At 74.6% G+C, this 24,583-nt stretch carries 24 protein-coding genes; 13 read left to right on the top strand and 11 right to left on the bottom strand.

The features are described 5' to 3' along the window. Positions 1-28 precede the first annotated feature (28 nt). Together ACIP4P_RS05090 and ACIP4P_RS05095 are read left to right on the top strand one after the other, a co-directional pair. Entirely contained in the window at positions 29-172 is a 144-nt protein-coding gene (locus ACIP4P_RS05090; protein ID WP_350514175.1) for a hypothetical protein, read from the top strand. Then, entirely contained in the window at positions 162-344 is a 183-nt protein-coding gene (locus ACIP4P_RS05095; RefSeq protein WP_400914904.1) for a hypothetical protein, read from the top strand. The genes ACIP4P_RS05090 and ACIP4P_RS05095 overlap by 11 nt, the downstream gene beginning before the upstream one ends. A 7-nt stretch (positions 345-351) precedes the next feature. On the opposite strand, the gene ACIP4P_RS05100 is transcribed toward ACIP4P_RS05095, so the two are convergent. Continuing rightward, positions 352-1,659, bottom strand: coding sequence for a DUF5685 family protein (locus tag ACIP4P_RS05100; RefSeq protein WP_400914906.1), 1,308 nt, complete (start codon positions 1,657-1,659; stop codon positions 352-354). 182 nt (positions 1,660-1,841) lie between these two features. Here ACIP4P_RS05100 and ACIP4P_RS05105 point away from each other — a divergent pair, with 182 nt between their 5' ends. The 3 genes from ACIP4P_RS05105 (at position 1,842) to ACIP4P_RS05115 (ending at position 4,790) form a co-directional block, all read left to right on the top strand. Beyond that, positions 1,842-2,405, top strand: a complete 564-nt coding sequence (locus ACIP4P_RS05105) for a helix-turn-helix domain-containing protein (protein ID WP_400914908.1) — start codon at positions 1,842-1,844, stop codon at positions 2,403-2,405. After that, positions 2,402-3,994: an MFS transporter gene (locus tag ACIP4P_RS05110; RefSeq protein WP_400914910.1), complete on the top strand. Its 1,593-nt coding sequence runs from the start codon at positions 2,402-2,404 to the stop codon at positions 3,992-3,994. The genes ACIP4P_RS05105 and ACIP4P_RS05110 overlap by 4 nt, the downstream gene beginning before the upstream one ends. Positions 3,995-4,103: 109 nt before the next feature. Beyond that, positions 4,104-4,790: an alpha/beta fold hydrolase gene (locus ACIP4P_RS05115; RefSeq protein WP_400914913.1), complete on the top strand. Its 687-nt coding sequence runs from the start codon at positions 4,104-4,106 to the stop codon at positions 4,788-4,790. A gap of 37 nt (positions 4,791-4,827) precedes the next feature. On the opposite strand, the gene ACIP4P_RS05120 is transcribed toward ACIP4P_RS05115, so the two are convergent. Together ACIP4P_RS05120 and ACIP4P_RS05125 are read right to left on the bottom strand one after the other, a co-directional pair. After that, positions 4,828-5,448: a hypothetical protein gene (locus ACIP4P_RS05120; RefSeq protein ID WP_400914915.1), complete on the bottom strand. Its 621-nt coding sequence runs from the start codon at positions 5,446-5,448 to the stop codon at positions 4,828-4,830. 36 nt (positions 5,449-5,484) lie between these two features. Continuing rightward, positions 5,485-6,924, bottom strand: a complete 1,440-nt coding sequence (locus ACIP4P_RS05125) for a DUF2252 domain-containing protein (protein ID WP_350514182.1) — start codon at positions 6,922-6,924, stop codon at positions 5,485-5,487. 159 nt (positions 6,925-7,083) lie between these two features. Between ACIP4P_RS05125 and ACIP4P_RS05130 the strand changes: the two genes are divergently transcribed. Continuing rightward, entirely contained in the window at positions 7,084-7,497 is a 414-nt protein-coding gene (locus ACIP4P_RS05130; protein ID WP_400914918.1) for a DUF2809 domain-containing protein, read from the top strand. Between the two features lie 65 nt (positions 7,498-7,562). Here ACIP4P_RS05130 and ACIP4P_RS05135 read toward each other — a convergent pair whose 3' ends face one another. Then, a complete protein-coding gene (locus ACIP4P_RS05135; protein WP_400914920.1) occupies positions 7,563-8,363 on the bottom strand; it encodes an SGNH/GDSL hydrolase family protein in 801 nt (266 codons plus the stop codon). Between the two features lie 230 nt (positions 8,364-8,593). Between ACIP4P_RS05135 and ACIP4P_RS05140 the strand changes: the two genes are divergently transcribed. Then, complete coding sequence (locus tag ACIP4P_RS05140) at positions 8,594-9,481, top strand: MBL fold metallo-hydrolase (protein WP_400914922.1); 888 nt, start codon at positions 8,594-8,596, stop codon at positions 9,479-9,481. Positions 9,482-9,676: 195 nt separating this feature from the next. Next, positions 9,677-10,501: a dimethylargininase gene (gene ddaH / locus ACIP4P_RS05145; protein ID WP_400914923.1), complete on the top strand. Its 825-nt coding sequence runs from the start codon at positions 9,677-9,679 to the stop codon at positions 10,499-10,501. A gap of 51 nt (positions 10,502-10,552) precedes the next feature. On the opposite strand, the gene ACIP4P_RS05150 is transcribed toward ddaH, so the two are convergent. The 5 genes from ACIP4P_RS05150 to ACIP4P_RS05170 all read right to left on the bottom strand — a co-directional run bounded on the left by ACIP4P_RS05150 (position 10,553) and on the right by ACIP4P_RS05170 (position 15,217). Next, the gene (locus ACIP4P_RS05150; RefSeq protein WP_400914925.1) at positions 10,553-11,206 is read right to left on the bottom strand and encodes a lactate utilization protein C; all 654 of its coding nucleotides are present in this window, start codon (positions 11,204-11,206) and stop codon (positions 10,553-10,555) included. Next, positions 11,203-12,597 carry a lactate utilization protein B gene (locus ACIP4P_RS05155; RefSeq protein ID WP_400915347.1) on the bottom strand — a complete coding sequence of 465 codons (1,395 nt, stop codon included), beginning with the start codon at positions 12,595-12,597 and terminating at the stop codon, positions 11,203-11,205. Before ACIP4P_RS05155 ends, ACIP4P_RS05150 begins: the two co-directional genes overlap by 4 nt. A 20-nt stretch (positions 12,598-12,617) precedes the next feature. After that, entirely contained in the window at positions 12,618-13,379 is a 762-nt protein-coding gene (locus ACIP4P_RS05160) for a (Fe-S)-binding protein (protein WP_350514188.1), read from the bottom strand. A gap of 138 nt (positions 13,380-13,517) precedes the next feature. After that, a complete protein-coding gene (locus tag ACIP4P_RS05165) occupies positions 13,518-14,699 on the bottom strand; it encodes a globin domain-containing protein (RefSeq protein ID WP_400914928.1) in 1,182 nt (393 codons plus the stop codon). 74 nt (positions 14,700-14,773) lie between these two features. Next, complete coding sequence (locus tag ACIP4P_RS05170) at positions 14,774-15,217, bottom strand: Rrf2 family transcriptional regulator (protein ID WP_350514190.1); 444 nt, start codon at positions 15,215-15,217, stop codon at positions 14,774-14,776. Positions 15,218-15,450: 233 nt separating this feature from the next. On the opposite strand from ACIP4P_RS05170, the gene ACIP4P_RS05175 reads away from it, so the two are divergent. Beyond that, complete coding sequence (locus ACIP4P_RS05175; RefSeq protein ID WP_400914931.1) at positions 15,451-17,100, top strand: beta-propeller fold lactonase family protein; 1,650 nt, start codon at positions 15,451-15,453, stop codon at positions 17,098-17,100. Positions 17,101-17,289: 189 nt separating this feature from the next. Here ACIP4P_RS05175 and nagB read toward each other — a convergent pair whose 3' ends face one another. Both nagB and ACIP4P_RS05185 read right to left on the bottom strand, forming a co-directional pair. Next, complete coding sequence (gene nagB, locus ACIP4P_RS05180; protein ID WP_400914932.1) at positions 17,290-18,072, bottom strand: glucosamine-6-phosphate deaminase; 783 nt, start codon at positions 18,070-18,072, stop codon at positions 17,290-17,292. A 294-nt stretch (positions 18,073-18,366) separates the two neighbouring features. Then, positions 18,367-18,777, bottom strand: coding sequence for a hypothetical protein (locus ACIP4P_RS05185; RefSeq protein WP_350514193.1), 411 nt, complete (start codon positions 18,775-18,777; stop codon positions 18,367-18,369). Between the two features lie 545 nt (positions 18,778-19,322). Here ACIP4P_RS05185 and ACIP4P_RS05190 point away from each other — a divergent pair. From ACIP4P_RS05190 to ACIP4P_RS05205, 4 genes are all read left to right on the top strand, one after another. After that, complete coding sequence (locus ACIP4P_RS05190; protein WP_350514194.1) at positions 19,323-20,084, top strand: serine/threonine protein kinase; 762 nt, start codon at positions 19,323-19,325, stop codon at positions 20,082-20,084. Next, positions 20,081-21,580, top strand: coding sequence for a serine/threonine-protein kinase (locus ACIP4P_RS05195; RefSeq protein ID WP_400914935.1), 1,500 nt, complete (start codon positions 20,081-20,083; stop codon positions 21,578-21,580). Before ACIP4P_RS05190 ends, ACIP4P_RS05195 begins: the two co-directional genes overlap by 4 nt. A gap of 90 nt (positions 21,581-21,670) precedes the next feature. Then, positions 21,671-22,777 carry a calcium:proton antiporter gene (locus ACIP4P_RS05200; protein WP_400914937.1) on the top strand — a complete coding sequence of 369 codons (1,107 nt, stop codon included), beginning with the start codon at positions 21,671-21,673 and terminating at the stop codon, positions 22,775-22,777. A gap of 293 nt (positions 22,778-23,070) precedes the next feature. Beyond that, on the top strand, positions 23,071-24,384 hold the full coding sequence (locus ACIP4P_RS05205; protein WP_400914939.1) for a geranylgeranyl reductase family protein: 1,314 nt from the start codon (positions 23,071-23,073) through the stop codon (positions 24,382-24,384). The last annotated feature ends 199 nt before the right edge of the window (positions 24,385-24,583 follow it).

A 24,583-nucleotide genomic window follows, 5' to 3' on the forward strand; every position in this document is an offset into this window, starting at 1 on the left:
TTGATCACCGCCGCCTAGCGTCGCCCCCATGAACGAGAGGACGGCCGAGCGGCCGGGGACGGCGCCCGAGGGGCGGATCACGGAGCAGGACACCGAGCGGTTCCGGCAGTTGCTGGCCGGGCTGGAGAGCTCGCTGGCGGCGGACCGGGAGGTGGCGGGGCGTGAGGCCTGAGGAGGCCGTCGAGCCGCGCCCGGTGGTGGTGCCGCTCTGGCGAAGAGCCGAGCAGGTCGCGGACGCGGACCGGCCCGGGGTGCTGCGGGGGCACCCCGGGCCGGTGGCGTTCGATCAGCCGGCGCTCACGCCGGAGCAGATCCGGCAGGCCGTCGGTTCGACCGTGATCTGACGATCCATCAGCAGTCGCAGCCGCAGTCGCACCCGTCGCAACCGCAGTTGTCGCAGCCGCACTTGCTGCAGCAGTCACAGCAGTTGCAGCAGTCGCCACAGCCGGGGTCGCAGTCGCAGCAGTCGCAGCAGTCGTGCCGCTCGCAGAAGCCCTTGCGGCGCTCCCGGCTGAATGGGTCGTTGTGCTCGCAGCAGAGCAACTGGCAGGTGCAGGCCATCAGGGCCCACACCGCGCACCCGGCGAGCAGGTTGCGCGGGTGCGGCGGCTTGCCGCCGGGCGGCGGGCCGAAGCCGGGCCCCTGGGGCACCCACGGGGGCACCGGCGCCTGGTTCGGGTCCTGACCGGGGTACGGGCCGCCGGGGTAGCCGGGCGGGGCCTGGCGCGGCGGCGCGTCCTGCGGGTGCTCCGCGACACCGGCCCCGCCGGCCCCGCCGGTGCGGCAGTTCGCCGCGTGTCCGGTCCGGCCGAAGACCCGGTCCACCGCGCTCTGGGTCTCGTGCCCGAGCAGCACGTGCACCAGTGACCGGTCGGACAGTTCCACCTCGCGCAGCGCGAGCCGGATGCCGTGCACCGCGTCCCGGCACAGCCGTTCGGCCTCGGCGCGGTCGGTGCCGGTGGCGGTGAGCGGGTTCCAGGCGCCCGAGGCGGCGTCGGCGGTCTGGTCCTCGGCCGCGTCCAGGAGGTGGGCGAGCCGGCCGAACAGCCGTCCGGCCTCGGCCAGCGGGGCGGCGTTGCCGGGGCGGCCGGCGATCACGGCGGTGTGCGCGAAGGCGGCCGAGGTGGCGGTCTCGGTGGGCTCGGTGACCAGCAGCACGGAGCTGCCTGGCAGTAGTGAGCGCTCCAACTCGCCCTGGCGGGAGGCGGCGTCGAGCAGCACGGCGGTGTCGAAGCCGACCGTGGAGGCGCTGCCGGCGCTCTGCCGGTCCCAGTGCCGGGTCACCGCGCGGGCCCCGGCGGCGACCGGGCGGCGGGCGAAGACGCCGTCCCGGTCCTCGACGTGGTCGCGGATCTTCACCGAGGCGAGCGCCAGCGAGACGGCCGCCGCCAGCCGGGCGCCCTCACCCTTGGCGACCGAGGCGGTCCGCATCCCGCGCAGCGGGCACGGCCCGGCGGTGCGGCGCCAGGAGGAGTCCTCCCGGGCGGCCTGGGCCTCGACCAGGACGGAGATGATCAGGCCGTCGTAGTTGGTGGCGGTCCGGGCCAGCTGCCCGTGGTCGTCCCGCAGGGCGAGGCAGAGCCCGCACAGGTGCGCCATCCAGGAGGCCTGGAGGCGCTCGGACAGCTTGTGCCTGCACGGTCTGATGATGCCGAACACGATCGTGGTCCCCCCGTTGCGCGAACGGCCGCTGACCGGCCGCTTTGTCGGCGCACATCATATGATCACCGCTTTGGTCGGATGTCGGCGTCGGCCGGTTCGAGGCCGAGCCGCCGTCAGACCTTCACCAGGTCCGCCAGAACCCGGAACGGTGATCTCACATCCGGGATAGCATCACGAATATGGGAATCGACACCGCCGCCGACGAGCGGCTGGCACAACGGCTCGCCGAGTTGCGGGTCGAACGCGGCTGGACCCTGGAGGAGTTGGCGCAACGCGCCGACGTCAGCCGGTCCACCCTGTCCCGGGTCGAGCGGGCCGAGGTCAGCCCGACCGCCGCACTGCTCGGGCGGCTCTGCGCCGTCTACGGGCGGACGATGTCCCGGCTGCTCGCCGAGGTGGAGTCCGGCCCGGCCCGGCTGGTCCGGGCCGAGGAGCAGCAGCTCTGGCAGGACGGGGCGACCGGCTTCGTCCGCCGCTCGATCTCCCCGCCGCACGGCTCGCTGCACGCCGAGATCATCGAAGGCCGGCTCCCCGCCGGGGCCGACATCGCCTACGACCGCCCCTGCCTGCCCGGACTGGAGCACCACCTCTGGCTGTTCGAAGGGCGGTTGGAGCTGACCCTGGACGGCGAGCCGCAGCTGCTCGGCCCCGGCGACTGCCTGCGCTACGGCTCCGGCACCAGCCGCTTCCGCAGCCTCGGCCCGGGCGAGGCCCGCTACGCCCTCGTGGTGGTCGAGCCGTGAGCGCCGCCGACGGACCGGGCGGGCCGATACCGGAGCCCGGCCCGCTGTCGGAGCCCGACCCGAACCCGAACCCGACACCGAACTCGACGCCGGAGCCGATGCCGGTGGCGGACCCGATCCCCGAGACGAACCCGTCCCGGCGGAAGGAGCGCTTCGACGCCGCCGGGCGCCGCGTCCTGCTGGTCTGCGTCGCGGGCGGCTTCACCACCCTGCTCGACCAGTCCGTCCTCAACACCTCCGTCCCCGCCCTGCGCGAGAGCCTGCACGCCCACCCCGCCCACCTGCAGTGGATCGTGGCCGGCTACTCGCTCGCCTTCGGCCTCGCGCTGATCCCCGGCGGGCGGCTCGGCGACGTCAAGGGCCGCAAGTGGTTCTTCGTCACCGGCCTCGCCCTGTTCACCCTGGTCAGCCTGGTCTCCGCGACCGCCACCGACCCGACCGTGCTGATCGCCGCCCGGCTGCTCCAGGGCGCCGGCGCCGGCCTGGTCAACTCCCAGATGATCGGCACCCTCCAGGACGTCTTCGACGGCCAGCTGCGCGCCCGCGCCCTCGGCATGTACGCCGTCACCGGCAGTCTGGCCTTCGCCCTCGGCCCGCCGATCGGCGGCCTGGTGCTGGCGGCGGCCGGCCCCGAACTCGGCTGGCGGATCACCTTCCTGCTCAACGTCCCGTTCGGCCTGGCCACCCTCGCCCTCGCCGTGCGCCACCTGCCCAAGCCCCGCCCGGCCACCCGGCAGACCGATCTCGACCTGCTCGGCCTGCTGCTGGTCGGCGCCCTCACCCTCGTCCTGATGCTGCCCTTCGTCCAACCGCCCGGCTGGGCCGGCTGGTCGGCCTTCGCGGCCGGCGCACTGGCGCTGCTCGGCGCGCTCGTCCACTGGCAGCGCCGCTACGCCCGCAGCGGCGGACACCCGCTGATCCACCCCGCGCTCACCCGCTCCGCGCCGTACGCGCTGGGCACGGCCACCGCGATGGCCCAGTTCGGCTCCTCGCTGGCCGCCTCGCTCGTCCTCACCATGTTCCTCCAGGACGGGCTGGGCCTGTCCCCGATGGGCGCCGCGCTGGTCTCGCTGCCCTCGGCGCTGGCCATGGGGACCTCCTCCGCGCTCGCCTGGCGGGTGGTGCAACGGCTCGGCCGACGCACCGTCACCCTCGGGATGGTCGGCTCGACGCTGGCCATGCTGCTCAGCGGACTGGTCGCGCACTGGGCGCCGGTCGCGGTGCTGCCCTGGCTGCTCGCCCTGCTCCAACTGCTCAGCGGCGCCTCGGTCGGCCTGATGGGCTCCACCAACCAGGCCTATGTGCTGCGCCACGCGCCCGCCGAGGCGGCCGGGGTCAGCGGCGCGATCCTGCAGATGGCCCAGCGGATCGCGGCGGCCGTCGCGGTCTCCGCGCTGTCCGGGGTCTACCTGCGGGAGACCGCCGGGGGTGGCGGCCACCGCTCCGCCTACCTGGCGGCCAGTCTGGTCTGCGCGGCGGTGGCCGGACTCGCCGTCCTGGCCTCGGTGTTCGCCGGCCGGGCGACCGCCCGCGAGCGGAGCCCCGCCGAGCCGGTCGCGGTGAGCCGGGGCCGTACGGCCGTCCGCTGAGTCCCGGCTCCGGCTCCGGCTCCGGCGGTGGCGGCGGGCGTGCGGGCGGGCGTGTGCCGAGGGCGAACACATGCCTGGTGACGGCAGGTCGGCGCGTACGGTGGCGGGCATGACGACAGTACGGACGGTGCAGTTGCCCGAGGTCACGCTCGCCTACCGCGAGAGCGGCCGCCCCGACGGCCCGCCGCTGGTGCTGCTGCACGCCCTCGGCGAGCGCGCCGCCGACTGGGACGTGGTGCTGCCCGAGCTCGCCCCCGACCACCACGTGTACGCGCTCGACCTGCGCGGCCACGGCGACAGCGGCCGCACCGCCGAGTACGGCCTGGAGCGGATGCGCGGGGACGTGCTCGCCTTCCTCGACGCGCTCGGCCTGGCCCGGGTCGACCTGGTCGGCCACTCGATGGGCGGCGCCGTCGCCCACCTGCTCGCCCAGGCCGCCCCGGAGCGGGTCGACCGGCTGGTCCTGGAGGAGATCCCGGCGCTGTACCCGCGCCCGGCCAGCGTGCCGTCCGAGGGGGCGGAGGAGCCGGCGCACTTCGACTGGGCGATGGTCCGGGCCCTCAAGGCGCAGTTCGACGACCCCGACCCGGCCTGGCGGGAGGGCCTGACCCGGATCACCGCCCGCACCCTGGCCGTCGCGGGCGGGGCCGCCAGCTACGTCCCGCAGGAGCGGATCGCCGAACTCGCCCGGCTGATCCCGGACTGCCGCCTGGTCACCATCGAGGCCGGGCACCTGGTGCACAGTGCCCGGCCGGCCGAGTACGTGGCCGGCGTGGCGCCGTTCCTGGCGGTCTGACCGGGCGGCCGTCCGACCGGGCGGCGGCCCGGCGCCGTCAGCCGAAGACGATCGCCCGCCCGGTGGCCAGGCTGGCCCGGCAGGCCAGGTACAGCCGGTGCCAGGTGAAGACCTCGGCCTCGAACGGGTCGTCCTCCGGCAGCGCGGCCAGCCGGGCCTCCTCCGCCGGGGCGAGCGAGCCGTCCGCCTCCAGCCGGATCCCGAGGGCGGCGGCGAACCCCCGGAGCTCGGCGAGCAGGCCGGCCGTGGAACCCACCATGGCGCCGCCGGGCACCCCGGACTCCTGGGGCAGGAACAGCGGGTCCTCGTCCTCGAAGTCCGCCGGTATGTAGTAGCCCTCGCAGTCGGAGTGGCAGAGCAGGTGCGAGTCGAACATCACCGTCTCGTCGTCGACCAGCTCCCGCTCCTCCTCGTACTGCTCCGGGCTGACCCCGCGCGCCGCGGTGACCGGCTCGCCCACCCGGTGCAGCACGTACACCCGGCGCAGCCCGGACAGGTAGCTGTACGGGAAGCCGGCCGAGAAGGCCTCGCCCTCCCCGGCCGGCCCGGCCGGCTCCCGCCAGGCCACCCCCTCGGCCTCCAGCGCCCGGTGCAGCACCTCGGCCGCGCCCCGCCACTCGGGGGTGCTGAGCGCCCCCACACTGATCGACAGTCCCATGGTCGCCAATCTAGCGGCGGGGTACGACAGTTCCGCTCAGACCCCCGGTTCGGCGGGCAGCCGCCCGCTGCGCACCGCCGTCAGCAGCTCGGCGTGGTCGGCCTCGGTGCGGTCCGCGTAGCCGACGGCGAAGGCGGCGACGGCCTCGTCCAGGGCCTCGCTCTTGCCGCAGTACCCGGCCAGCAGGCCCGGGTCGGCGGTGTGGGCGTGCGCCCGGGCGAGCAGCGCGCCGGTGATCCGGGCGTAGTCGTCCAACTGGGCCGGCAGCAGCGCGGCCGGGTCCACGCTGCCCTTGCGGTTGCGGAACTGCCGTACCTGGTACGGCAGCCCGTCGACGGTCGTCCAGCCGAGCAGGGTGTCGCTGACCACCTGCATGTGCTTCTGGCCGAGCACCACCCGGCGGCCCTCGTGCTCCTCCGGCCGCCGCCCGGCGCCGTCCAGGTACGGCAGCAGCGCGGACGGCCGGGCCTCCTTCACCTGCAGCACCAGCGGCTGGTCCCGGTGGTCGGTGAGCAGTACGACGTACGAGCGGGTGCCGACGCTGCCCGTGCCGACCACCCGGAAGGCCACGTCCTGCACCCGGTAGCGGGACAGCAGGGTGCGCACCTCGGCGGGGACCGTCGCCACGTACGGGCCGAGCGCCTCGGCCACCGCCCGGGCGGTGGCGTCGGTGACCTCGGTGAGCACCGGCGGAGCCGCCGTGAACCGTCGGCCGCCGTCCGCGGTCCGGGTGGTGCTGCGGGCGGCGAACCGGGCACTGGTGTTGCCGAGCGCCTTCGTCTCGACCTTCCGCAGCACCTCGGCGAGGTCGTGCGCCTCGGTGAAGGACACCAACTGCTCGTCCGCGACGGCGTTCCAGGCGTCCAGGGCGGGCAGCTTGGCCAGGGTGCGGATGGTCCGGCGGTAGGAGCCGGCCGCGTGCTGGGCGGCCGCCCGGGCGGTGGTCTCGCTCGCCCCGGTCTCCCGCCCGGCCAGCACCAGACTGGTGGCGAGCCGCTTGAGGTCCCACTCCCAGGGGCCGGGCACCGTCTCGTCGAAGTCGTTGATGTCCATGACCAGTTGGCCGCGGGCGTCGCCGTACAGGCCGAAGTTGGCGGCGTGCGCGTCGCCGCACAGCTGCGCGCTGACGCCGGTCACCGGGGTGCCCGCGAGGTCGGCGGCCATCAGCCCGGCCGAGCCGCGCAGGAAGGCGAACGGGGTGGCGGCCATCCGGCCCACCCGGATCGGCACCAGGCCGGGGATCCGGCCCGCGTTGGACGCCTCCAGGGCCGCCACCGCGGTGGGCCGGTCGGCCGCGGGCGCGAACTCCGCGTGCCGCTCCCGGGGGACCCGCAGGCGCAGCGCCTTGCCCTGCTCGCGGGCCCGCTGCGCCCGGCCGTCCGGCCCGGTCGCGAATCCGGGGACGGCGAACTGCCGCCGCGCCGCGCTGGTCCCCGCCCCTGCTCCCTGGTCCGCCCCTGCTGCCTGGTCCGTCACTGCTGCTTGGTCCGCCACTGTCGCCCGCCCGCTCGCCTTGCTCGAACTCCCGCCCGTGACCTGCACGGATGGCTCATCAGGGGGAGTGACGTCCGGCGTCGCGCGGTGGTTCCTGGGCGGGTGTGCGGATCCGCGGGGCCGGGCCGTAGCCTGGGCCGGATGAGGGATCTTCGAAGCGGGCTGGTCGCGCGGTGGCCCGCGGCCGCGGCCGCCGTGCTGACCGTGGCGGTCGGGTTGGGGGTGCGGGCCGTGCTGCCCGGCGACCCGGCCAAGTACGCCGGCGACGCGCTGTACACCGTCCTGGTGTACGCCCTGGTGGTGACGGTCGGCCCGGGGGTGCGGCCGAGCCGGGCCGCCCTGGCGGCCGCCGGGCTGAGCTGGCTGGTGGAGCTGTTCCAGGCCACCGGGCTGCCGGACGAATGGGGCCGGCACAGCGGGCTGGTGCACCTGGTGCTCGGTTCGACCTTCAACCCGCCGGACCTGGCCTGGTACCTGGTCGGCGCGGCCGTTGCCGCCCTGGTGCACCGGGCGCTGCGGACCGGTCGGTCGGCAGCACCCGGTGTGGCACGGTGACGGGCCCTCAGGACCCGCCGATCCGACGTTCCGCCAGAAACGGATGATCCGTCAGAAGTGGACCGTCAGGAACCGGCGGTCCGGCAGAGCGGCAGCAGCTCCGGCCGCTTGGCCTCGACGTGGTCGCCCGAGGACTCCCCGCGCAGGCGACGGCCGACCCAGGGGATCAGGAACTCCCGCGCCCACTGGAGGTTCTCCCGCCGCTGGTCGGCGGGGGAGAGCTCCCGGCCGGTCGGCCACGGGGCCTCCGGGTCCTCCTGGGTGCGCAGGCCCAGCGAGCGGGCGGCCAGCAGGGCGACCCGCTGGTGCCCCTCGGGGGACAGGTGCAGCCGGTCCTCGCTCCAGGCCCGGCGGTCCTGGACCGCGCGCAGCGACCACAGGTCGGCCACCTTGCAGTCGTAGCGGTCGGCGACCGCCCGCATGTGGTTGTTGTAGGTGGCGATCTTGCCGCGCAGGTGCTTGAGCAGCGGCACCTCGCGGGTGTCGAAGCCGGTGCAGATCAGCACCGTCCCGGCGTTCTCGGCGAGTTGGGCGACGGCGGCCTCGAAGCGCCCGGCCACCTCGTCCGGGTCGCTGCCGGGGCGCAGGATGTCGTTGCCGCCGGCGCAGAAGGTGACCAGGTCGGGCTGGAGCCGACGGACCTGCGGCACCTGCTCGGCCACGATCTGGTCCAGCAGCCGTCCGCGCACCGCCAGGTTGGCGTAGCGGAACCCGCCCGGCGGCCGCCCGTCGGCGAGCAGACCGGCCAGGCGGTCGGCCCAGCCGGCGAAGGCGCCGTCGGCACCGGGGTCGTTCAGACCCTCGGTGAAGCTGTCGCCGAGGGCGGCGTACGAACTGAGGTCAAGGGTCTCCTGGAGGTTCGGCATGAAGGAGATAGTTCACCCATTCAAGTGACCTACGCCACCGTAGGTGCCCCTGGCGGCACGTGAGATCGGCCACGTAGGCTGCTCGGCCCCCGCCGAGCCGCTCCGCGCAGAGCGCCGTGCCCCGGAAACCACAAGGGCCGCGCCCCCTTCCCCTTTTCGCCCCGCCCGGACGATCCTCGAAGGACGGCGCCCCGCTCCGGCCGCCGTTCTTCCTGGGGGACACACCGACCATGAACCTGCCCGAAACCGAGAGCTGGACCGTCGACGACCGCTGCACCAACTGCGACGTCGCCCGGCAGCTGGCGCCCGAGCTGATCCGCGAGCGCGACCGCAGGTCCGAGCTGATCCGCCAGCCGCGCGACGAGGCCGAGCGGCGGCAGCTGCTCGCCGCCGCCCACGCCTGCCCGACCCGCTCGATCCGCCCCGGCACCGGCCGGCTCGACCCGGCCGGCGACCCGTTCCCGCTCGCCCTGGACGAGGCCGGCGAGGTGCTGCTGCTCGGCCACAACTCCCGGCGCACCGCGGGCGCCAACTCCTACCTCTGCCGCCGCCCCACCGGCTGGGTGATGATCGACACGCCCCGCTACAGCGAGGCCCTGGCCGCCCGCTACCAGGCCCTCGGCCCGGTCACCGACGTGCTGCTCACCCACCGCGACCACGCGGCGCACGGCCGCGCCTACGCCGACCGGCTGGGTGCCCGGCTCTGGATCCACGAGGGCGACCTCGCCGCCGCGCCGGACGCCGACGAGGTGCTGCGCGGCACCGACCCGGTGGAGATCTCGCCCGGCCTGGTCGCCCACCCCTTCCCCGGCCACACCCTGGGCAGTGTGCTCTTCGTGGCCGACCACCGGTACTGCTTCAGCGGCGACAGCCTGTACTGGTCCCGCACCAGCCGGGACATCGAGGTGCAGGAGGCGGTCACCTGGTACTCCATCGAGGAGCAGTCCGCCTCGCTGGACCGCTGCCTGGACGCGCTGCGCTTCGAGTGGCTGCTGCCCGGCCACGGCGACAAGCAGCGGATGCCCGCCGAGGAGGCCGACCGCCGACTGCGCGCCCTCGCCGTCCGCGCCCGGGCCCTGCGCACCGAGCCGGTCGACTTCGCCGCCGTGCGCTGGTGAGCGGACGCCGTTGGTCCCGTGCGCCGGTGACCGCGCGCCGGTAGCGCCGTGCGCCGGGGCTCGCGCCGGGTGCGCGGGGGGTTGCGCCCGCCGGGGGCGCCCGCGCGGGTGTGCGAACGGGGGCAGCGGGGCAGCCGCCTCAGGTACGACCCGTACCAGCGCACCAACTCCCGGCGATCCGAGGACGGTTGAGCCATGCCCACGCACACCCCGGCACGTACGGCGCGCCCCCGGCGCTATCTGATGTGCCGGCCGACCTACTTCACGGTGGACTACGCGATCAATCCGTGGATGGACCCCACCCAGCCCACCGACACCGCGCTCGCCGTCCGCCAGTGGGAGCGGCTGCACCGCACCTACCGCCGTCTCGGCCACACCGTGGAGCTGATCGACCCGGTGCCCGGGCTGCCCGACATGGTCTACGCCGCCAACGGTGCGACCGTGCTGGACGGCCGGGCCCTGGTGGCGACCTTCCGCCACCCCGAGCGGGCCGCCGAGTCCGACGCCTACCAGTCCTGGTTCCGGCTGCACGGCTACCGCGCGGTGCGCCGCGCCGGGCACGTCAACGAGGGCGAGGGCGACCACCTGGTGGTCGGCCGCCGGGTGCTCGCCGGGACGGGTTTCCGCAGCTCACGGGCGGCGCACGCGGAGGCGCAGGAGCTGTTCGGGGTGCCGGTGACCACCCTGACCCTGGTCGACCCGCGCTTCTACCACCTGGACACCGCGCTCGCCGTCCTCGCCGACGACCACGTCATGTACTACCCGGAGGCCTTCGACGCCCACAGCCGTGCCGTGCTGCGCACCCTCTACCCGGACGCGATCCTCGCCGACCGGGCCGACGCCGAGGTGTTCGGGCTCAACGCGGTCTCGGACGGCCGCCGGGTGCTGCTCCCGGAGGCGGCCAAGAACCTGGCGGGCCGGCTCGTCGAGCACGGCTACGAGCCGATCCCGGTGGACGTCTCCGAGCTGCTCAAGGGCGGCGGCGGGGCGAAGTGCTGCACCCTCGAACTCCGGCCGTGACCGCCGTGCGGCCCGGGCCGTCCGGCCGTGACCGCCGCGCGGCCGGGCCGGTCAGTCCGTGACCAGCAGCACCTCCAGGGTGCGCGGCCCGTGCACCCCCTCGACCCGGTCCAGCTCGATGTCGCTGGTCGCCGACGGCCCGGAGATCCAGGTCTGCGGCCGCGCCGGGTCGAGCCGGGGCAGCGCCAGCGGCACCGAGGCGACCACCTGTGCCGGTGCCCGGACCACGCACAGGTGGTGGTCCGGGACGAGCGACAGCAGCCGCCGCCCCTGACCGGGCCCGGCGTCCAGCACGATGGTCCCGGTCTCGGCGATCGCCAGCGCGCAGCCGGTGAGCACGCTGTCCACGGCGTCCAGCCGGTCGGCGGTGAGGCTGCCGTCGTCCGGCACCGGCGTCACGCCGGGGGCCGCGGCGAGCCAGCCGGCCGGCAGTCCGGCCGGCACGGCGACCGTACGGCTGCCCCGGTCGGCCAGCAACCGGCCGATCCGGTCCGGGAGTTCCGCCTCGGTGCAGCGGTGCACCAGGGCCCGGTAGTCGGCCAGGTTGTGCTGCAGCAGGTCCAGCAGCGCCGCCGGATCGTCGACCGGGGCGTGCGCGGTCGCGTACCGGCGTTCGAGCGGCTGTTCCGCCACCCCGGCGGTGTCGCCGAGCGCGGCCCGGATCCGGCCGAGGATCAACTCCCGTGCGTTCGCAGGTGGGTTCACGTCCGGTTCCTCCGCCACCAGTCGCGGAACGGCTCGGCCGGCACCTCGGGCAGGTCCCGGCTGTCGGTCCAGGCCCGCCCGGGCCCGGGCAGCCGGCGCGGGTGCAGTGCCCGGGTGCGCCCGGCCAGCCGTTCGGCGGCCGCCAGTGCCGCCGGGTGGTCCAGCAGGTACCCGGCGGCGGCTATCGCGGCCCGCTCCACCGGGTGCCCGCCCTGCTCGGCGACCCGTTCGCGCAGGTGCACCAGCACCTCCGGGATGTCGATCGCCACCGGGCACACCTCGTAGCAGGCCCCGCAGAGCGAGGAGGCGTACGGCAGCGAGGCGTCCACCGGGCCGGCCGTGCCACGCAGTTGGGGGATCAGGATGGCGCCGATCGGGCCCGGGTAGACCGAGCCGTACGCGTGCCCGCCGGCCCGCTCGTACACCGGGCAGACGTTCAGGCAGGCCGAGCAGCGGATGCAGCGCAGCGCCTGGCGGCCGACCTGGTCGGCGAGGGCGGTGGTGCGTCCGTTGTCCAGCAGCACCAGGTGGAAGTCGGCGGGGCCGTCGCCCTCGGTCGTCCCGGTCCACAACGAGGTGTAGGGGTTCATCCGCTCGGCGGTGGAGGAGCGCGGGAGCAGTTGGAGGAAGACCTCCAGGTCCCGCCAGGTGGGCACCACCTTCTCGATGCCGACCACGGAGATCAGGGTGCGCGGCAGGGTGAGGCACATCCGGCCGTTGCCCTCGGACTCGACCACCACCAGGGTGCCGGTCTCGGCGACCATGAAGTTGGCCCCGGAGACGGCCACTCGGGCCCGGAGGAACTTCTCCCGCAGGTGCAACCGGGCGGCCTCGGCGAGTTCGGCGGGGGAGTCGGTCAGGCCCTCGGGGGCGGGGCGGCCCCAGGTGGCCATCCGGTCGGCGAAGATCTCCCGGATCTCGGCGCGGTTGCGGTGGATCGCGGGCACCAGGATGTGCGAGGGCCGGTCGTCGCCCAACTGCACGATCAGCTCGGCGAGATCGGTCTCGTAGGCGGTGATGCCCTCGGCGGCCAGCGCCTCGTTCAGCCCGATCTCCTGGGTGGCCATCGACTTGACCTTGACGACTTCGGTCTCTCCGGTGGCCCGGACCAGCTCGGTGACGATCCGGTTGGCCTGTTCGGCGTCCGCCGCCCAGTGCACGGTGCCACCGGCCGCGGTGACGGCCTCCTCCAACTGCACCAGGTAGCGGTCCAGATGGCGCAGCGTGTGGTCCTTGATCGCCTTGCCCGCGGCCCGGAGCTCGGCCCAGTCGGGGAGTTCGGCGACCGCCCGGGCGCGCTTGTCCCGGATGGTGTGGGTGGCGTGCCGCAGGTTGGCGCGCAGCTGGTCGTCGGCGACCGCGCGGGCGGCGGCCGCCGGGAAGGCGGGCATGCCGAGGAAGGTGCCGGAACTCACGACGGCCTCCAGGGGTGCTCCTCGGTGCTGGCCAGGATCTCCGCGAGGTGCAGCGGCCGCAGCGGCTCGCCCCGGCGGCGCAGGGTGCCGCCGAGGTGCAGCAGGCAGGAGTTGTCGGCACCGCACAGGACTTGGGCGTCCGTGTCGAGGGCGTGGGCGAGCTTGTCCTCGGCCATCGCGGCCGACACCGCCGGGTTCTTGACGGCGAAGGTCCCGCCGAAGCCGCAGCACTCCTCCGCGCCCGGCAGCTCCACCAGCTCCAGGCCCCGGACGGCGCGCAGCAGGCGCAGCGGCCGCTCGCCGAGCCCGAGCAGCCGCAGTCCGTGGCAGGAGGGGTGGTAGGTGACCCGGTACGGGAAGTGCGCGCCGACGTCCTCGACGCCGAGCACGTCGACCAGGAACTCGGTCAGCTCGACCACCCGCGGGGCCAAGGCGAGCGCGGCATCGGTGAGTTCACCGCCCCGTCCCTCGGCGGCGGCCCGGGCGCCGATCCGCGGGTAGTTGTCCCGGACCATCGCCACGCAGGAGCCGGAGGGCGTCACCACGTGGTCGTACCCGGCGAAGGCCCGGGCGGTGCGCCGCACCAGCGGCTCGCAGGCCCGGCGGTACCCGGTGTTGTACTGCGGCTGCCCGCAGCAGGTCTGTCCGGCGGGGAAGTCCACCGTCACCCCGAGGCGCTCCAGCAGTCGCACGGTGGCGATCGCGGTGGCGGGGAACAGCGCGTCGTTGACGCAGGTGGCGAACAGCGCGACCCGCAATCCGAACTCCTCACGTCGAACGGCGAACGGCGAACGGCGAAACGGCACGGCGTCGACAGGTCGAGAACGGCACCGGCCCGCCCGTGATCGTAGCGGGCGGACCGGCGCCGGTGAAGGAACCCGGACGGGCGGGGAGGGTCAGGCGCCGAGCCAGAGGTCCGGGCCGAACACCTCGTAGTGGATGTCCGCGGCCGGCACGCCCGCGGCGAGCAACTGGCCGCGCACGGCGCGCAGGAAGGGCAGCGGGCCGCACAGGTAGGCGGTGGTGCCGGCCGCGACCTCCACGGTGGACAGGTCGACCAGCCCGGTGCGCTCGGCCGGCCAGTCGCCGAGCGGCCGCTCGTAGAACACGTGGGCGGTGGCGTCCGGGAGTTCGGCGGTCAGCCGCGCCAGGTCGGCGCGGAAGGCGTGGCTGAGCTGGTCCCGGTCGCCGTGCACCGAGACGATCCGCCGGGTGGAGCCGGCGGCGGCCAGGTGGTCGAGCATCGCGGTCATCGGGGTGTTGCCGATGCCGGCCGAGGCGAGCAGCACCGGGCCGTCGCCCTCGGCGAGGACGATGTCGCCGAGCGGGGGCGCCAGCTCGACGGTGTCGCCGGTGCGCAGGCGGTCGTGCAGGTGGCCGGAGACCTCGCCGCCGGGCTCGCGCTTGACGCTGAAGCGCAGGGCGCCGTCGGCGCGGCCGGAGAGGCTGTACTGGCGGATCTGGTGGGCGCCGTCGGGGAGTTCGGTGCGCACCGAGACGTACTGGCCGGGGCGGGAGGCCGGGGCGGGGCGGCCGTCGGCCGGGCGGACGAGGTAGCTGGTGACGGTGTCGGTCTCCTGGTGGCGGGAGACCACGGTGTACGGGCGCCACAGGTCGGCCGGGTCGCCGTCGACCGTGACCTCGGCGCGCAGCCGGTCCTCGATCGCGATCAGGGCGTTGGCCATCAGCCAGTAGACCTCGTCCCAGGCGGCGGCGACCTCGGGGGTGACGGCCGCGCCGAGCACCTCGACGATGGCGGCGAACAGGTGCTCGTGGACGACCTTGTACTGCGCGTTGTCGATGCCGACCGAGACGTGCTTGTGGGCGATCCGGGCGAGCATCGCGTCCGGCCGCTGGTCGGGGTGGGCGATCAGGGCGGAGGCGAAGGCGGCTATCGAGCCGGCCAGGGCCTCGCGCTGGCTGCCGTTGGCCTGGTTGCCCCGGTTGAACAGGTCGCGCAGCAGCTCCGGGTGCGCGGCGAACAGCCGGTCGTAGAAGCGCGGGGTGATGTCACCGATCGCGGCGCCCACGACGGGCAGGGTGGCCTCGACGACCTCGGCGGACTTCGCAGACAGCATCAGAGGAGCTCCTAACTGGTATCTCAGATTCGCATTAAAGGCTGTGGTCGCCGACCGACTCCTCGGGGGCGGGGTCAGTCGGCGGGTCGGCCGGTGAGGCTGAGCAGCACCGGCCCGGTGGGGGAGGCCACCAGGTCGTCGATGCAGAGCGGGTCGAGCGCGGCGAAGAACGCCTCCTGGGCGGTGCGCAGCACCCCGCGCAGTCGGCAGGCGGCGCGCAGCGGGCAGGGCGGGTCGTCCTCGCAGCCGACCACGTCGCCGACGCCCTCCAGCTCGCGCAGCAGCAGGCCGAGCGAGCCGGTCCGACCGGCGAAGGTGATCATCAGCCCGCCGCCGCGTCCGCGCCGGGCCTCCACCACCCCGAGGTGCTGCAGCCTGCTGACCACCTTCGCCGCGTGGGTGTACGGCACGCCGACCGACTCGGCCACCTCGCGGGTGGTCGGGTTCTCGCCCTCGCCGAGGACGGCGAGCCGCATGGCGATGCGCAGGGCGATGTCGGTGCTCTTGGTCAGCCTCACGATCGAAACGCTAGCGAATGCGACTCCACAACTCCAATTTCCTGCACGACCCCGACCGACGACGCCGACCGACGCCCCGGTGGTCGCTGCAGGGGTCGGCGTCGCATCCCGGTCGAATCTGAACAGTTGGCGACATTAACGATCAACTCCTGACGCATCATCAACACGCCCTCTACGCTTCGTGCGGCTCCGGAGCCACTCCCTTCACAACACCCCGTCCCCCTGGAGATCCTGTGAGATCACGTCGTGCACCCCGGCGCACCTGGACGGCCGTGGCGGCGATATCCGCGGCCACGGCCGCACTGCTCTCCCAACCCGCCACCGCCGAGGCCGCCGCGCCGCCGCCGACCGTGGCGGCCCACCTGCCGGTGGCGCCCTACCCGGCCGGTGTGGCGCTCACCCCGGACGGCGCCCGCGCCTACGTGACCAGCCAGAGCAGCGGCACGGTCAGCGTCCTGGACACCGCGAGCCGGGCGGTCACCGGCAGTTTCACCACGGGCACCGGCTCGTACGCCGTCGCGGTCTCGCCCGACGGGCACCGGGCCTACCTCACCCACCACCTGGACAACACGGTCACCGTGGTGGACACCGCGTCCAACACCGTCACCGCCACCGTCCCGGTCGGCACCCAGCCCTGGGGCCTGGCCCTGTCGCCGGACGGCAGCCGCGCCTACGTCAGCAACGCCGGGGCCGGCACCGTGAGCGTGCTGGACACGGCGTCCAACACCGTCACGGCCACCATTCCGGTCGGTGCCGAGCCGCACGGGCTCGCCGTCTCCCCGGACGGCAAGCGGCTGTACGTCGCGGCCTCCGGCGCGAAGGCGGTGAACGTGGTCGACACCGTGGGCAGCACGGTGAGCGCCACCGTCGCGGTCGGCCACAGTGCCTTCGGCCTGGCGCTCAGCCCCGACGGCAGCCGGCTGTGGACCGCCGACGGCGACGACACCACGGCCGCCGTGCTGGACACCGGCGCCGGCACCCTGCTGGGCACCGTCACCGTCGGCAACGGCCCGTACGCCGTCAGCCTGGCCCCGGACGGCTCCACCGCGTACGTCTCCAACTACGCCGACAACACCCTGAGCGTGATCGACGCGGCGAGCCGCACCGTCACCGCGACCGTCCCGGTCGGCGCCAGCCCGTACACCCTGGCGCTGAGCGCCGACGGGCGGCGCGGCTACCTGGCCGACTTCACCGGCGACGCCGTCGACGTGCTGAACTTCCCGCTACCGGTGCCGGTGGTGACCGGGATCAGCCCGAACGGCGGCTCCGGGGTGGGCGGCACGGTGGTGACCGTCACCGGTACCGACCTGAACGGCGCCACCGCCGTCACCTTCGGCGCGGCCGGCCCGGCCAGGTCGTTCAGCTGCACGAGGACCAGCTGCACCGCGACCGCCCCGGCCACCACGGTCACCGGCCCGGTGGACGTCCAGGTCACCACGCCCGGCGGTACCAGCGCGGCCGTCGCCGCCGACCGGTTCGGCTACACCGCGCCCAGCGCCCACCTGGGCGTCGCGCTGGCCGCCACCCCGGTCACCGGCCTGTTCGGCAGCCGGGTCGACTACACCGTCACCCTGACCAACCAGGGCCCCGACCCGATCACCGCGGCCACCGTCTCGGCCGCCCTGCCCGCCGGCCTGACCACCACCTCGACCGACTGCACCGTCGCCGCCGGCAAGCTCAGCTGCACCCTGGCCGGCCCGCTGGCCAAGGGCGCCACCACCACCCGGCACTTCTCGACCGCCGTCGGCCTGCTGAGCCTGGTCTCCTCCTGGGACGTCACGGTGGCCCGCACCGCCGGGGCCCCCGCCGACCCCTCGCCCGCCACCAGCCGCGACACCCGCAGCTGCACCTCCGTCCTCGGCCTGCTGATCACCTGCCACTGATCGGCCCGACTCGAAAGGCCCCGCCCGCACGCCGGGCGGGGCCTTTCCCGCGCTGGTCGAGCGGGCGGGCGTGCCGCCGATGCCGGCGAGCCCGCCGAGGCGCCGCCGGGCGCGACCGGTCACCGGGCCCTAAGACACGGGGAGCCGGGGTGCCCACTGGGGGCGCCCCGGCTCCGTCGCGTCGACCGGTCAGAGCTTCTGCCAGGCCGGCTTCGCCGCGTAGGTGTCGCGGAAGTAGTCGGTGAGCTTGAGCCGGGAGGCGGCGGCCTCGTCCACCACCACGGTGGCGTGCGGGTGCAGCTGCAGCGCGGAGGCGGGGACGACCGCGGCCAGCGGGCCCTCCACGGCCAGCGCGACGGCCTCGGCCTTGGCCTCGCCGGTGGCCAGCAGGACCAGGTGGCGGGCCTCCAGGATGGTGCCGATGCCCTGGGTGATGACGTGGTGCGGGACCTCGTCGATGCTGTCGAAGAAGCGGGCGTTGTCCACCCGGGTCTGCCGGGTCAGGGTCTTGATCCGGGTCCGGGAGGACAGCGAGGAGCAGGGCTCGTTGAAGCCGATGTGGCCGTCCGTGCCGATCCCGAGCAGCTGGAGGTCCACGCCGCCGGCCTCGGCCAGCGCGCGGTCGTAGGCGGTGGCGGCCGCGGCGATGTCGGCCGCGTTGCCGTCCGGGCCGAGGAAGGAGTCCTCGGTCAGGCCGAGCGGCTCCACGACCTCGCGCAGCACCACCGAGCGGTAGGACTCAGGGTGGCCGGCCGGCAGGCCGACGTACTCGTCCAGCTGGCAGATCCGCGCCCGGGAGGCGTCCAGTCGGCCGTCCCGGACCCGCTCGGCGAGGGCCTGGTAGATCGGCAGCGGGGTCGAGCCGGTCGCGACGCCGAGCAGGGCCTCGGGCTTGTCGGTCAGCAGATCGGTGATCGCCGCGGCGATGAGATCGCCGGCCGCTGTGGCGTCAGGGACGATCACGATTTCCATACTGGGTCCACCGTTCTGAGGCGAGGCTGAGGTCTAGACCTGCGAGGTCTAGACCAGTTTGCCGTGAACGGGGGCCCCAGGTCCACCCGGGGCCGGGTTCCGGTCCGTGCGTTCTCCCTGGTGGGGGCCGCCGGGGCCGCCGGGGTGGCCGGGAATGCGAGGAGCCGGGGCCCGAAGGCCCCGGCTCCGTGTGCCCGGTCCGCCCGGGCTGCCCTGTCCTGCGGATGTGCGGAGGGTGTCCTGCCGGTGATCGGTCGGGGTGTTCCGAGGACCCCGATCGTCAGGGGGTCCGGATCAGAACGGGTTGGTACAGGTGGTCACCTGCTTGCTGACGTCCAGCGCCGGGCCGGCGGTGGCGCAGATGACGCGGGGGGCGGTGGCGGTGACCTTCGGGGTGACGGCCTGGGCCGAGCCGAGTCGGACGGTCGTCGCGCTGGCGACCGTCTCCCACGGGGCGCCCCAGTACTGCTCGGTGCGCACCTCGACGTGAACCATCGTCAACTGCGTGGGGTCCGCGCTGACCTGGGCGATGCCGACGATGCCCTCGCTGTCGACCTGGTGCGTGATGCAGGGGCGGTTGAGCACCGCGGCGCAGGCCACGGTGCCGGCCTCGGACGTGGCCGTGGTGGCGGCCATGGCAGGCGCGGCCGAGAGCCCTGCGATCCCTGCCACCGTCATCATCACGGCTGCAATCCGAGTGCGCATGATACGAACCTCCTTGGAAATAAAGGGAATCTCACTCCTTGGGATGAGTCTTGCACACATCGTGGGACTGGCAAGTGTGCGTTGCGTCACACCCATGGTGACGGTTCAACTACTGGCTGCAATCGTTCGTCAGGTGTTCAGCACACGGACAAGTTGCGGCCTGACGGATGATCAGTTCATGGATCAGTTCGTTGACATGCGACGGCGCTGCTCAGGGGGCGGGCCTGGGCGTGCAGTTGGACGGACGGCGGCGGTGCCCGTGGTGCCCGGGAGGGTTCCGGTGGTCTTGATGCCCCGCGTCCAGTGCGCCGATCCGGCGTCTTTGACCGGTTCTTGAACCGCTCTTGGTGCGGTCGATGCCCGCGGGCCGGACCGTCCGGACCGTACGGTCGTCGCCGCGGCGGAGCCGCCGTACTCCCCGAGGTGGAGGGCAACTCCCCGCCGACCGGCCACTGTTGGCCGCGCACCGTCACTCGTCCGGGTGGCGCCTTGCCATCGGGGCGAAACGGACGGATACCATCGAGCCGATCCCACGGAGGTGCTGCGTGGACACGGTCATCGTGCAACTGCCCGGCCCGGGGCCGGAACCGGCGCCCGGCGCGGCGCCCGGACTGCTGCGGATGGGCCCGGGCGAGGCCGCGGTGTTCGGCCGCGGCGAACCCGGCCGCCCGGCCGCCATCCCGCTGCCCGACCAGGGCGTCTCGCGCCGCGCGGGCGAGGTGGTGGCGGCCGAGGACTACTGGCGGCTGTCCAACTTCTCCACCACCGCCACCTACGTGGTGGAGAACCTCGAAGGGGCGGGGGAGCACATCAAGGTCGCCCCCGGCCGGCTCGGCGCGCCCGTCCCGTTCGAGCTCTCCCGGGTCCTGCTGCCCGCCCTCGCCGAGCCCGCCACCTTCAAGGTCTTCGCCCCGCAGCACGCCTACCTGGACGGCCACCCCGGCGGCGCGGACGGCGAACGCACCGTCAGCCCCTTCGCCCTGGACCCGACCGCCAAGTACTTCCTGGTCCTGCTGGCGCTCTGCGAGCCCCGACTGCGCTCGCCCTCCACCGCCGCCGTCCCCGGGGCGACCGAGGTGCTGTCCCGATTGCGCGCCCTGCCCTCCTGCCACGGGCTGACCCGCTCGGCGGTGAACTACCACATCGACTACCTGGTCGGCGCCAAACTGCGGCTGCGCGAGCCGTACGAGGAGGGCCCGGCCGGCGGCAAGCGCGAGGAACTCGTCGCCCTCGCCCTGCGGTTCGACCTGGTCCGGGAGGAGCACCTCGCGCTGCTCCCGCCCCGGCGCCCGGCCGTCCGACCGTGACCCGGCGCGCCCGCGACGCCGGCCGGCCGGACGCGCGGCCGCCGTTCGAGCTCCCCGACGGCTACCGGCTGGCCGGCTACCGCACCGGCGCCTTCCTCGGCGCGGGCGCCTGGGGCAGCGTCTACGCCGCGGAGGGGCCGGACGGCACCCCGGCCGCCGTCAAGCTCCTCGGTCCGGCCCGTTCCAGCCCCGGTCAGCGCCGCACCCTGGCCCAGATGGCCGCGGGCGAACTGCGCTTCAGCCGCCGCGCCGACCACCCCCACCTGATCCGCACCCTCGCGGTGCTCACCGTCGACGACCCCGGCCACCCCGAACTGGACGGCGCCGTCGCCCTGGTGATGGAACGCGCCGCCCGCAGCCTCCAGGACCTGCTCGCCACCGCCCGCCCCGGCACCGCGCTGCCCGGCGCCGAGCGGATCCTCGCCGAGGTCTGCGCCGGACTGGTCCACATGCACCGGTCCGGCTGGGTGCACGGGGACCTCAAACCGGCCAACATCCTGCTGATGCCCGACGGCACCGCCAAGATCGCGGACTTCGGACTGACCGCCGAGCTGGAGGGCACCCACGCCTACGCCCCGCCGCTCGGCTCGCCCGACCACGTCCCGCCCGAGTGGTGGTCCCAGCGCACCGGCGCGCGCGGGGTCGCGGTGCGCCCCAGCGCCGACGTCTGGGCCTTCGGCGTGATCACCCACCAACTGCTCACCGGCGGGCTGCACCCCTTCCTCGGCGCCACCGCCCGGGCCCGCTCGCTGGCCGCCCAGGCGTACGCGCGCGGCGCGGCCCCGCTGCGGCCGGACCAGGCGCTGCCGTCCCGCTGGCGGCCCGTGGTGGCGGCCTGTCTGGCCGCCGACCGGGACGAGCGGGCCCGCACCGACCTCGCCGCGCTGGTCGCCCGGGCCACCGCCCGGCCGGCCGGGCGCCGCCGGGCGGTGCGGGCCGGCGTCGGCCTGCTGGCCGGTGCGGCCGTGCTGCTGGCGCTCACCGGCGGCCCCGAGCCGGTCGGGTCGGCGGCCCACCGGGCGGCGCGGCCGCTGCCCGGGGCGATCCCGGCCGGCTCCGACGTCCCGACCGCCTACCGGGGCATGATCGAGGACGCCGCCCGGCGCTGCCCCGAGCCCGAGGTCACCCCCATCCTGCTGGCCGCGATGCTCAAGGCGGAGAGCGGCTTCGACCCGAACGCGGCCCGCCCGGAGACCGGCGAGTACGGCATCGCGATGTGGACGCCCGCGGTCTTCGACGCCTGGGCCAAGGCCGCCAACCACCCCGGCCCGAAGTCGTACCTGGACCCGGGCGACGCGATCGCCGCGATGGGCAACTACGTCTGCTGGCTCGACCAGCAGCTCAAGCGGCGCGGCTACACCCGGGACCTGCCCGCCCTGGTCACCGCCGCCTACCGGACCAGCGACAAGACGGTGGCGGCCGCCGGGGGCGTCCCGGACCGGGTGCGGCCCCATGTCGACAAGGTGCTCCGGTACCTGGCCGAATACGGAGGGTGATCGCGCAAATCGGGATGAGTTGTGCCACATCCCTCTGTATCCGGCGCGGGCAGCCGGAAGACCGGCCTCCGGTCTGGGATCCTCGGGCGCATGATCACGAAGCTCCGCGCGGCCGCCGCGCAATGGACCGTCGTCGTCCCACTGGCGGCGTTCGTCGTCCTCGCCCTGACCTGGCACGAGGACCTGCCCGGCTGGGTGGTCGGGGTGGTCGCCGCGTTCCTGATCGGGGCGGTCCTGGCGGCCGTGCACCACGCGGAGGTGATCGCGCACTGGACCGGGGAGCCGTTCGGATCGCTGGTGCTCGCGGTGGCGGTCACCGTGATCGAGGTCGCGCTGATCGTCACGCTGATGGCCGACGGCGGGGACAAGTCCTCGACCCTCGCCCGGGACACCGTGTTCGCCGCCGTGATGATCACCTGCAACGGGATCATGGGCCTGTCGATCATCGTGGCCGCGATCAAGTACCGCACCGCCGTCTTCAACGCCGAGGGCACCGGCACCGCGCTCGCCTGCATCGCCACCCTGGCCACGCTCAGCATGGTGCTGCCGACCTTCACCACCAGCACCCCCGGCCCGCAGTTCTCCACCACCCAGCTGACCTACGCGGCGATCGCCTCGATCGTGGTGTACGGGCTGTTCGTGGCCACCCAGACCCTGCGGCACCGGGACTACTTCCTGCCGGTCACCGCCGAGGGCAAGGTCCGCCGGGACGAGGAGGACGAGCACGCCACCCCGCCCACCGTCCGGGCCGCCGGGTTCAGCCTGCTGCTGCTCGCGGTCGCGCTGGTCTCGGTGGTGGGCCTGGCCAAGGGCGTCTCGCCGACCATCGAGTCCGCGGTGGAGAGCGCCGGCCTGCCGCACGCCGTGGTCGGCGTGGTGATCGCCCTGATGGTGCTGCTGCCGGAGACCATCGCGGCGCTGCGGGCGGCCGCCCGCAACCGGGTGCAGACCAGCCTCAACCTGGCCCTCGGCTCGGCGCTGGCCAGCATCGGCCTGACCATCCCGGCGGTCGCGATCGCCTCCGCCTGGCTCTCCGGCCCGCTCGTCCTCGGCCTGGAGCCCTCGCACATGGTGCTGCTGACCCTCACCGTGGCGCTCGGCACCCTGACCGTCATCCCGCGCCGGGCGACCCTGCTGCAGGGCGCGCTGCACCTGGGGGTGCTGGCGGAGTTCGTGGTGCTGGCGGTGAATCCGTGACGCCGGTGAACCACTGAGGCGGCCCCGGCCGTCGAGAGGAATGGAAGCCCCTGGCACGTCCCCCCGTGCGGTCAGGGGCTTCCGTCGTCTTCGGCCGTGACCTCGGCGGCCCTGCGGGTGGCCGGTATTGGCCGGTCCGCGGCCCGGGTCCGCGTGTCGGGGCGGCGGGCCGTGGGCGGGGTTCTCTACTCTCCGTCTGGAACCGTCCAGTCCGCCGTCTCCGTTGTGCGAGCGGCCGACCGCGTCAGCCGCCGGTCGAGCCGTCAGCCGATCCGACCCAGGGGGAGTGACCGATGCCCGGCCCAGAGCAGCAGGTGCGCACGGAGCGGCAGGGGCCCGCCCGGGCCGAGGACAGCGCCGACGTCATCGTGGTCGGTGCCGGACCGGCCGGCGCCACCGCCGCCTACCACCTCGCCCGCACCGGCCTGGACGTCCTGCTGCTGGAGAAGTCCGCCTTCCCGCGCGAGAAGGTCTGCGGCGACGGGCTCACCCCGCGCACCGTCAAACAGCTGGTCGACATGGGCATCGACGTCTCCGAGGGCGCCGGCTGGCTGCACAACAAGGGCCTGCGGCTGATCACCGGCCGCCGCTCGTTGGAGTTCGACTGGCCCGAGCTCTCCGCCTTCCCCGGCCACGGACTGGTGCGCCGGCGCGCCGACTTCGACGAACTGGTCGCCCGCAGGGCCGCCGCGGCCGGCGCCCGACTGATCGAACGGGCCAATGTGGCGGGCCCGTTGACGGACGAGCGGACCGGCCGGATCACCGGCGTCAGCGCCAGGCTGGGGGAGGGCCGTGAGCCGGTCGAGTACCGGGCCCCGATCGTGGTGGCCGCCGACGGCAACTCCACCCGGCTCTCCGTCGCCATGCAGCGCTACCGGCGCACCGACCGCGCGATGGGCGTGGCCTACCGCACCTACTTCACCACCCCGCGCCACGACGACCGCTACCTGGAGGCCTGGCTCGACCTGCGCGACCCGGGCGACCCCGCCCGCCGCGTGCTGCCCGGCTACGCCTGGGTGTTCGGCATGGGTGACGGCACCGCCAACGTCGGCCTCGGCGTCCTCGACACCGCGAAGACCGACCTCGACTGGCGGGAGCTGCTGCGGCGTTGGTGCGCCGACCTCCCGCCCGGCTACGAGTACCACCCCGAGGCCGTCACCGAGCCGATCCGCGGCTCCGCCCTCCCGATGGGCCTCAACCGCCAACCCCACTACGCCGACGGCCTGTTGCTGATCGGCGACGCGGGCGGCACGGTCAGCCCCGGCACCGGCGAGGGGATCGCCTACGCGATGGAGTCCGGCCGCTACGCCGCCGAGACCATCGTCCAGGCGCACGCCCGCCGCACCGACCGCGGCCGGGAACTCGCCCTGCGCACCTACCCGCAGAAACTTCGCTCCGCCTACGCGGGCTACTTCGCGCTCGGCCGGCTGGCCGCCGACCTGCTCGGCCGCCCCCGGCTGCTCGGTGCCGCCGGTGCCGCCGGGCTGGGCCATCCGGCGCTGCTGAAGGCGGCGTTCCGGCTGATGGTCAACCTCACCGAGCCCGACTCCAAGGACGCCCTGGACCGGCTGCTCCACCTGCTCGGGCGGGTGGCCCCGGGGCGGTGAGGCCGGTGCCGGACCGCCCATCCTCCCGGGTGCGCGGGGCCGGTGTCCCGGCTTCGGCCGAAAATGGCGAGAGCGACCGGCCCATAGGTCCGTCGTATTGACGGATGATCAGGTGATCGGATTGCCTGGTGTCGAACTGGCCACGGAGGGTGAGCGAAACGCCCCTCCGTGGCTCCATTTCCGATGCCCCCGATCGACG

The organism is Kitasatospora sp. NPDC089509 (assembly GCF_044749365.1).
Taxonomy (GTDB): Bacteria; Actinomycetota; Actinomycetes; order Streptomycetales; family Streptomycetaceae; genus Kitasatospora.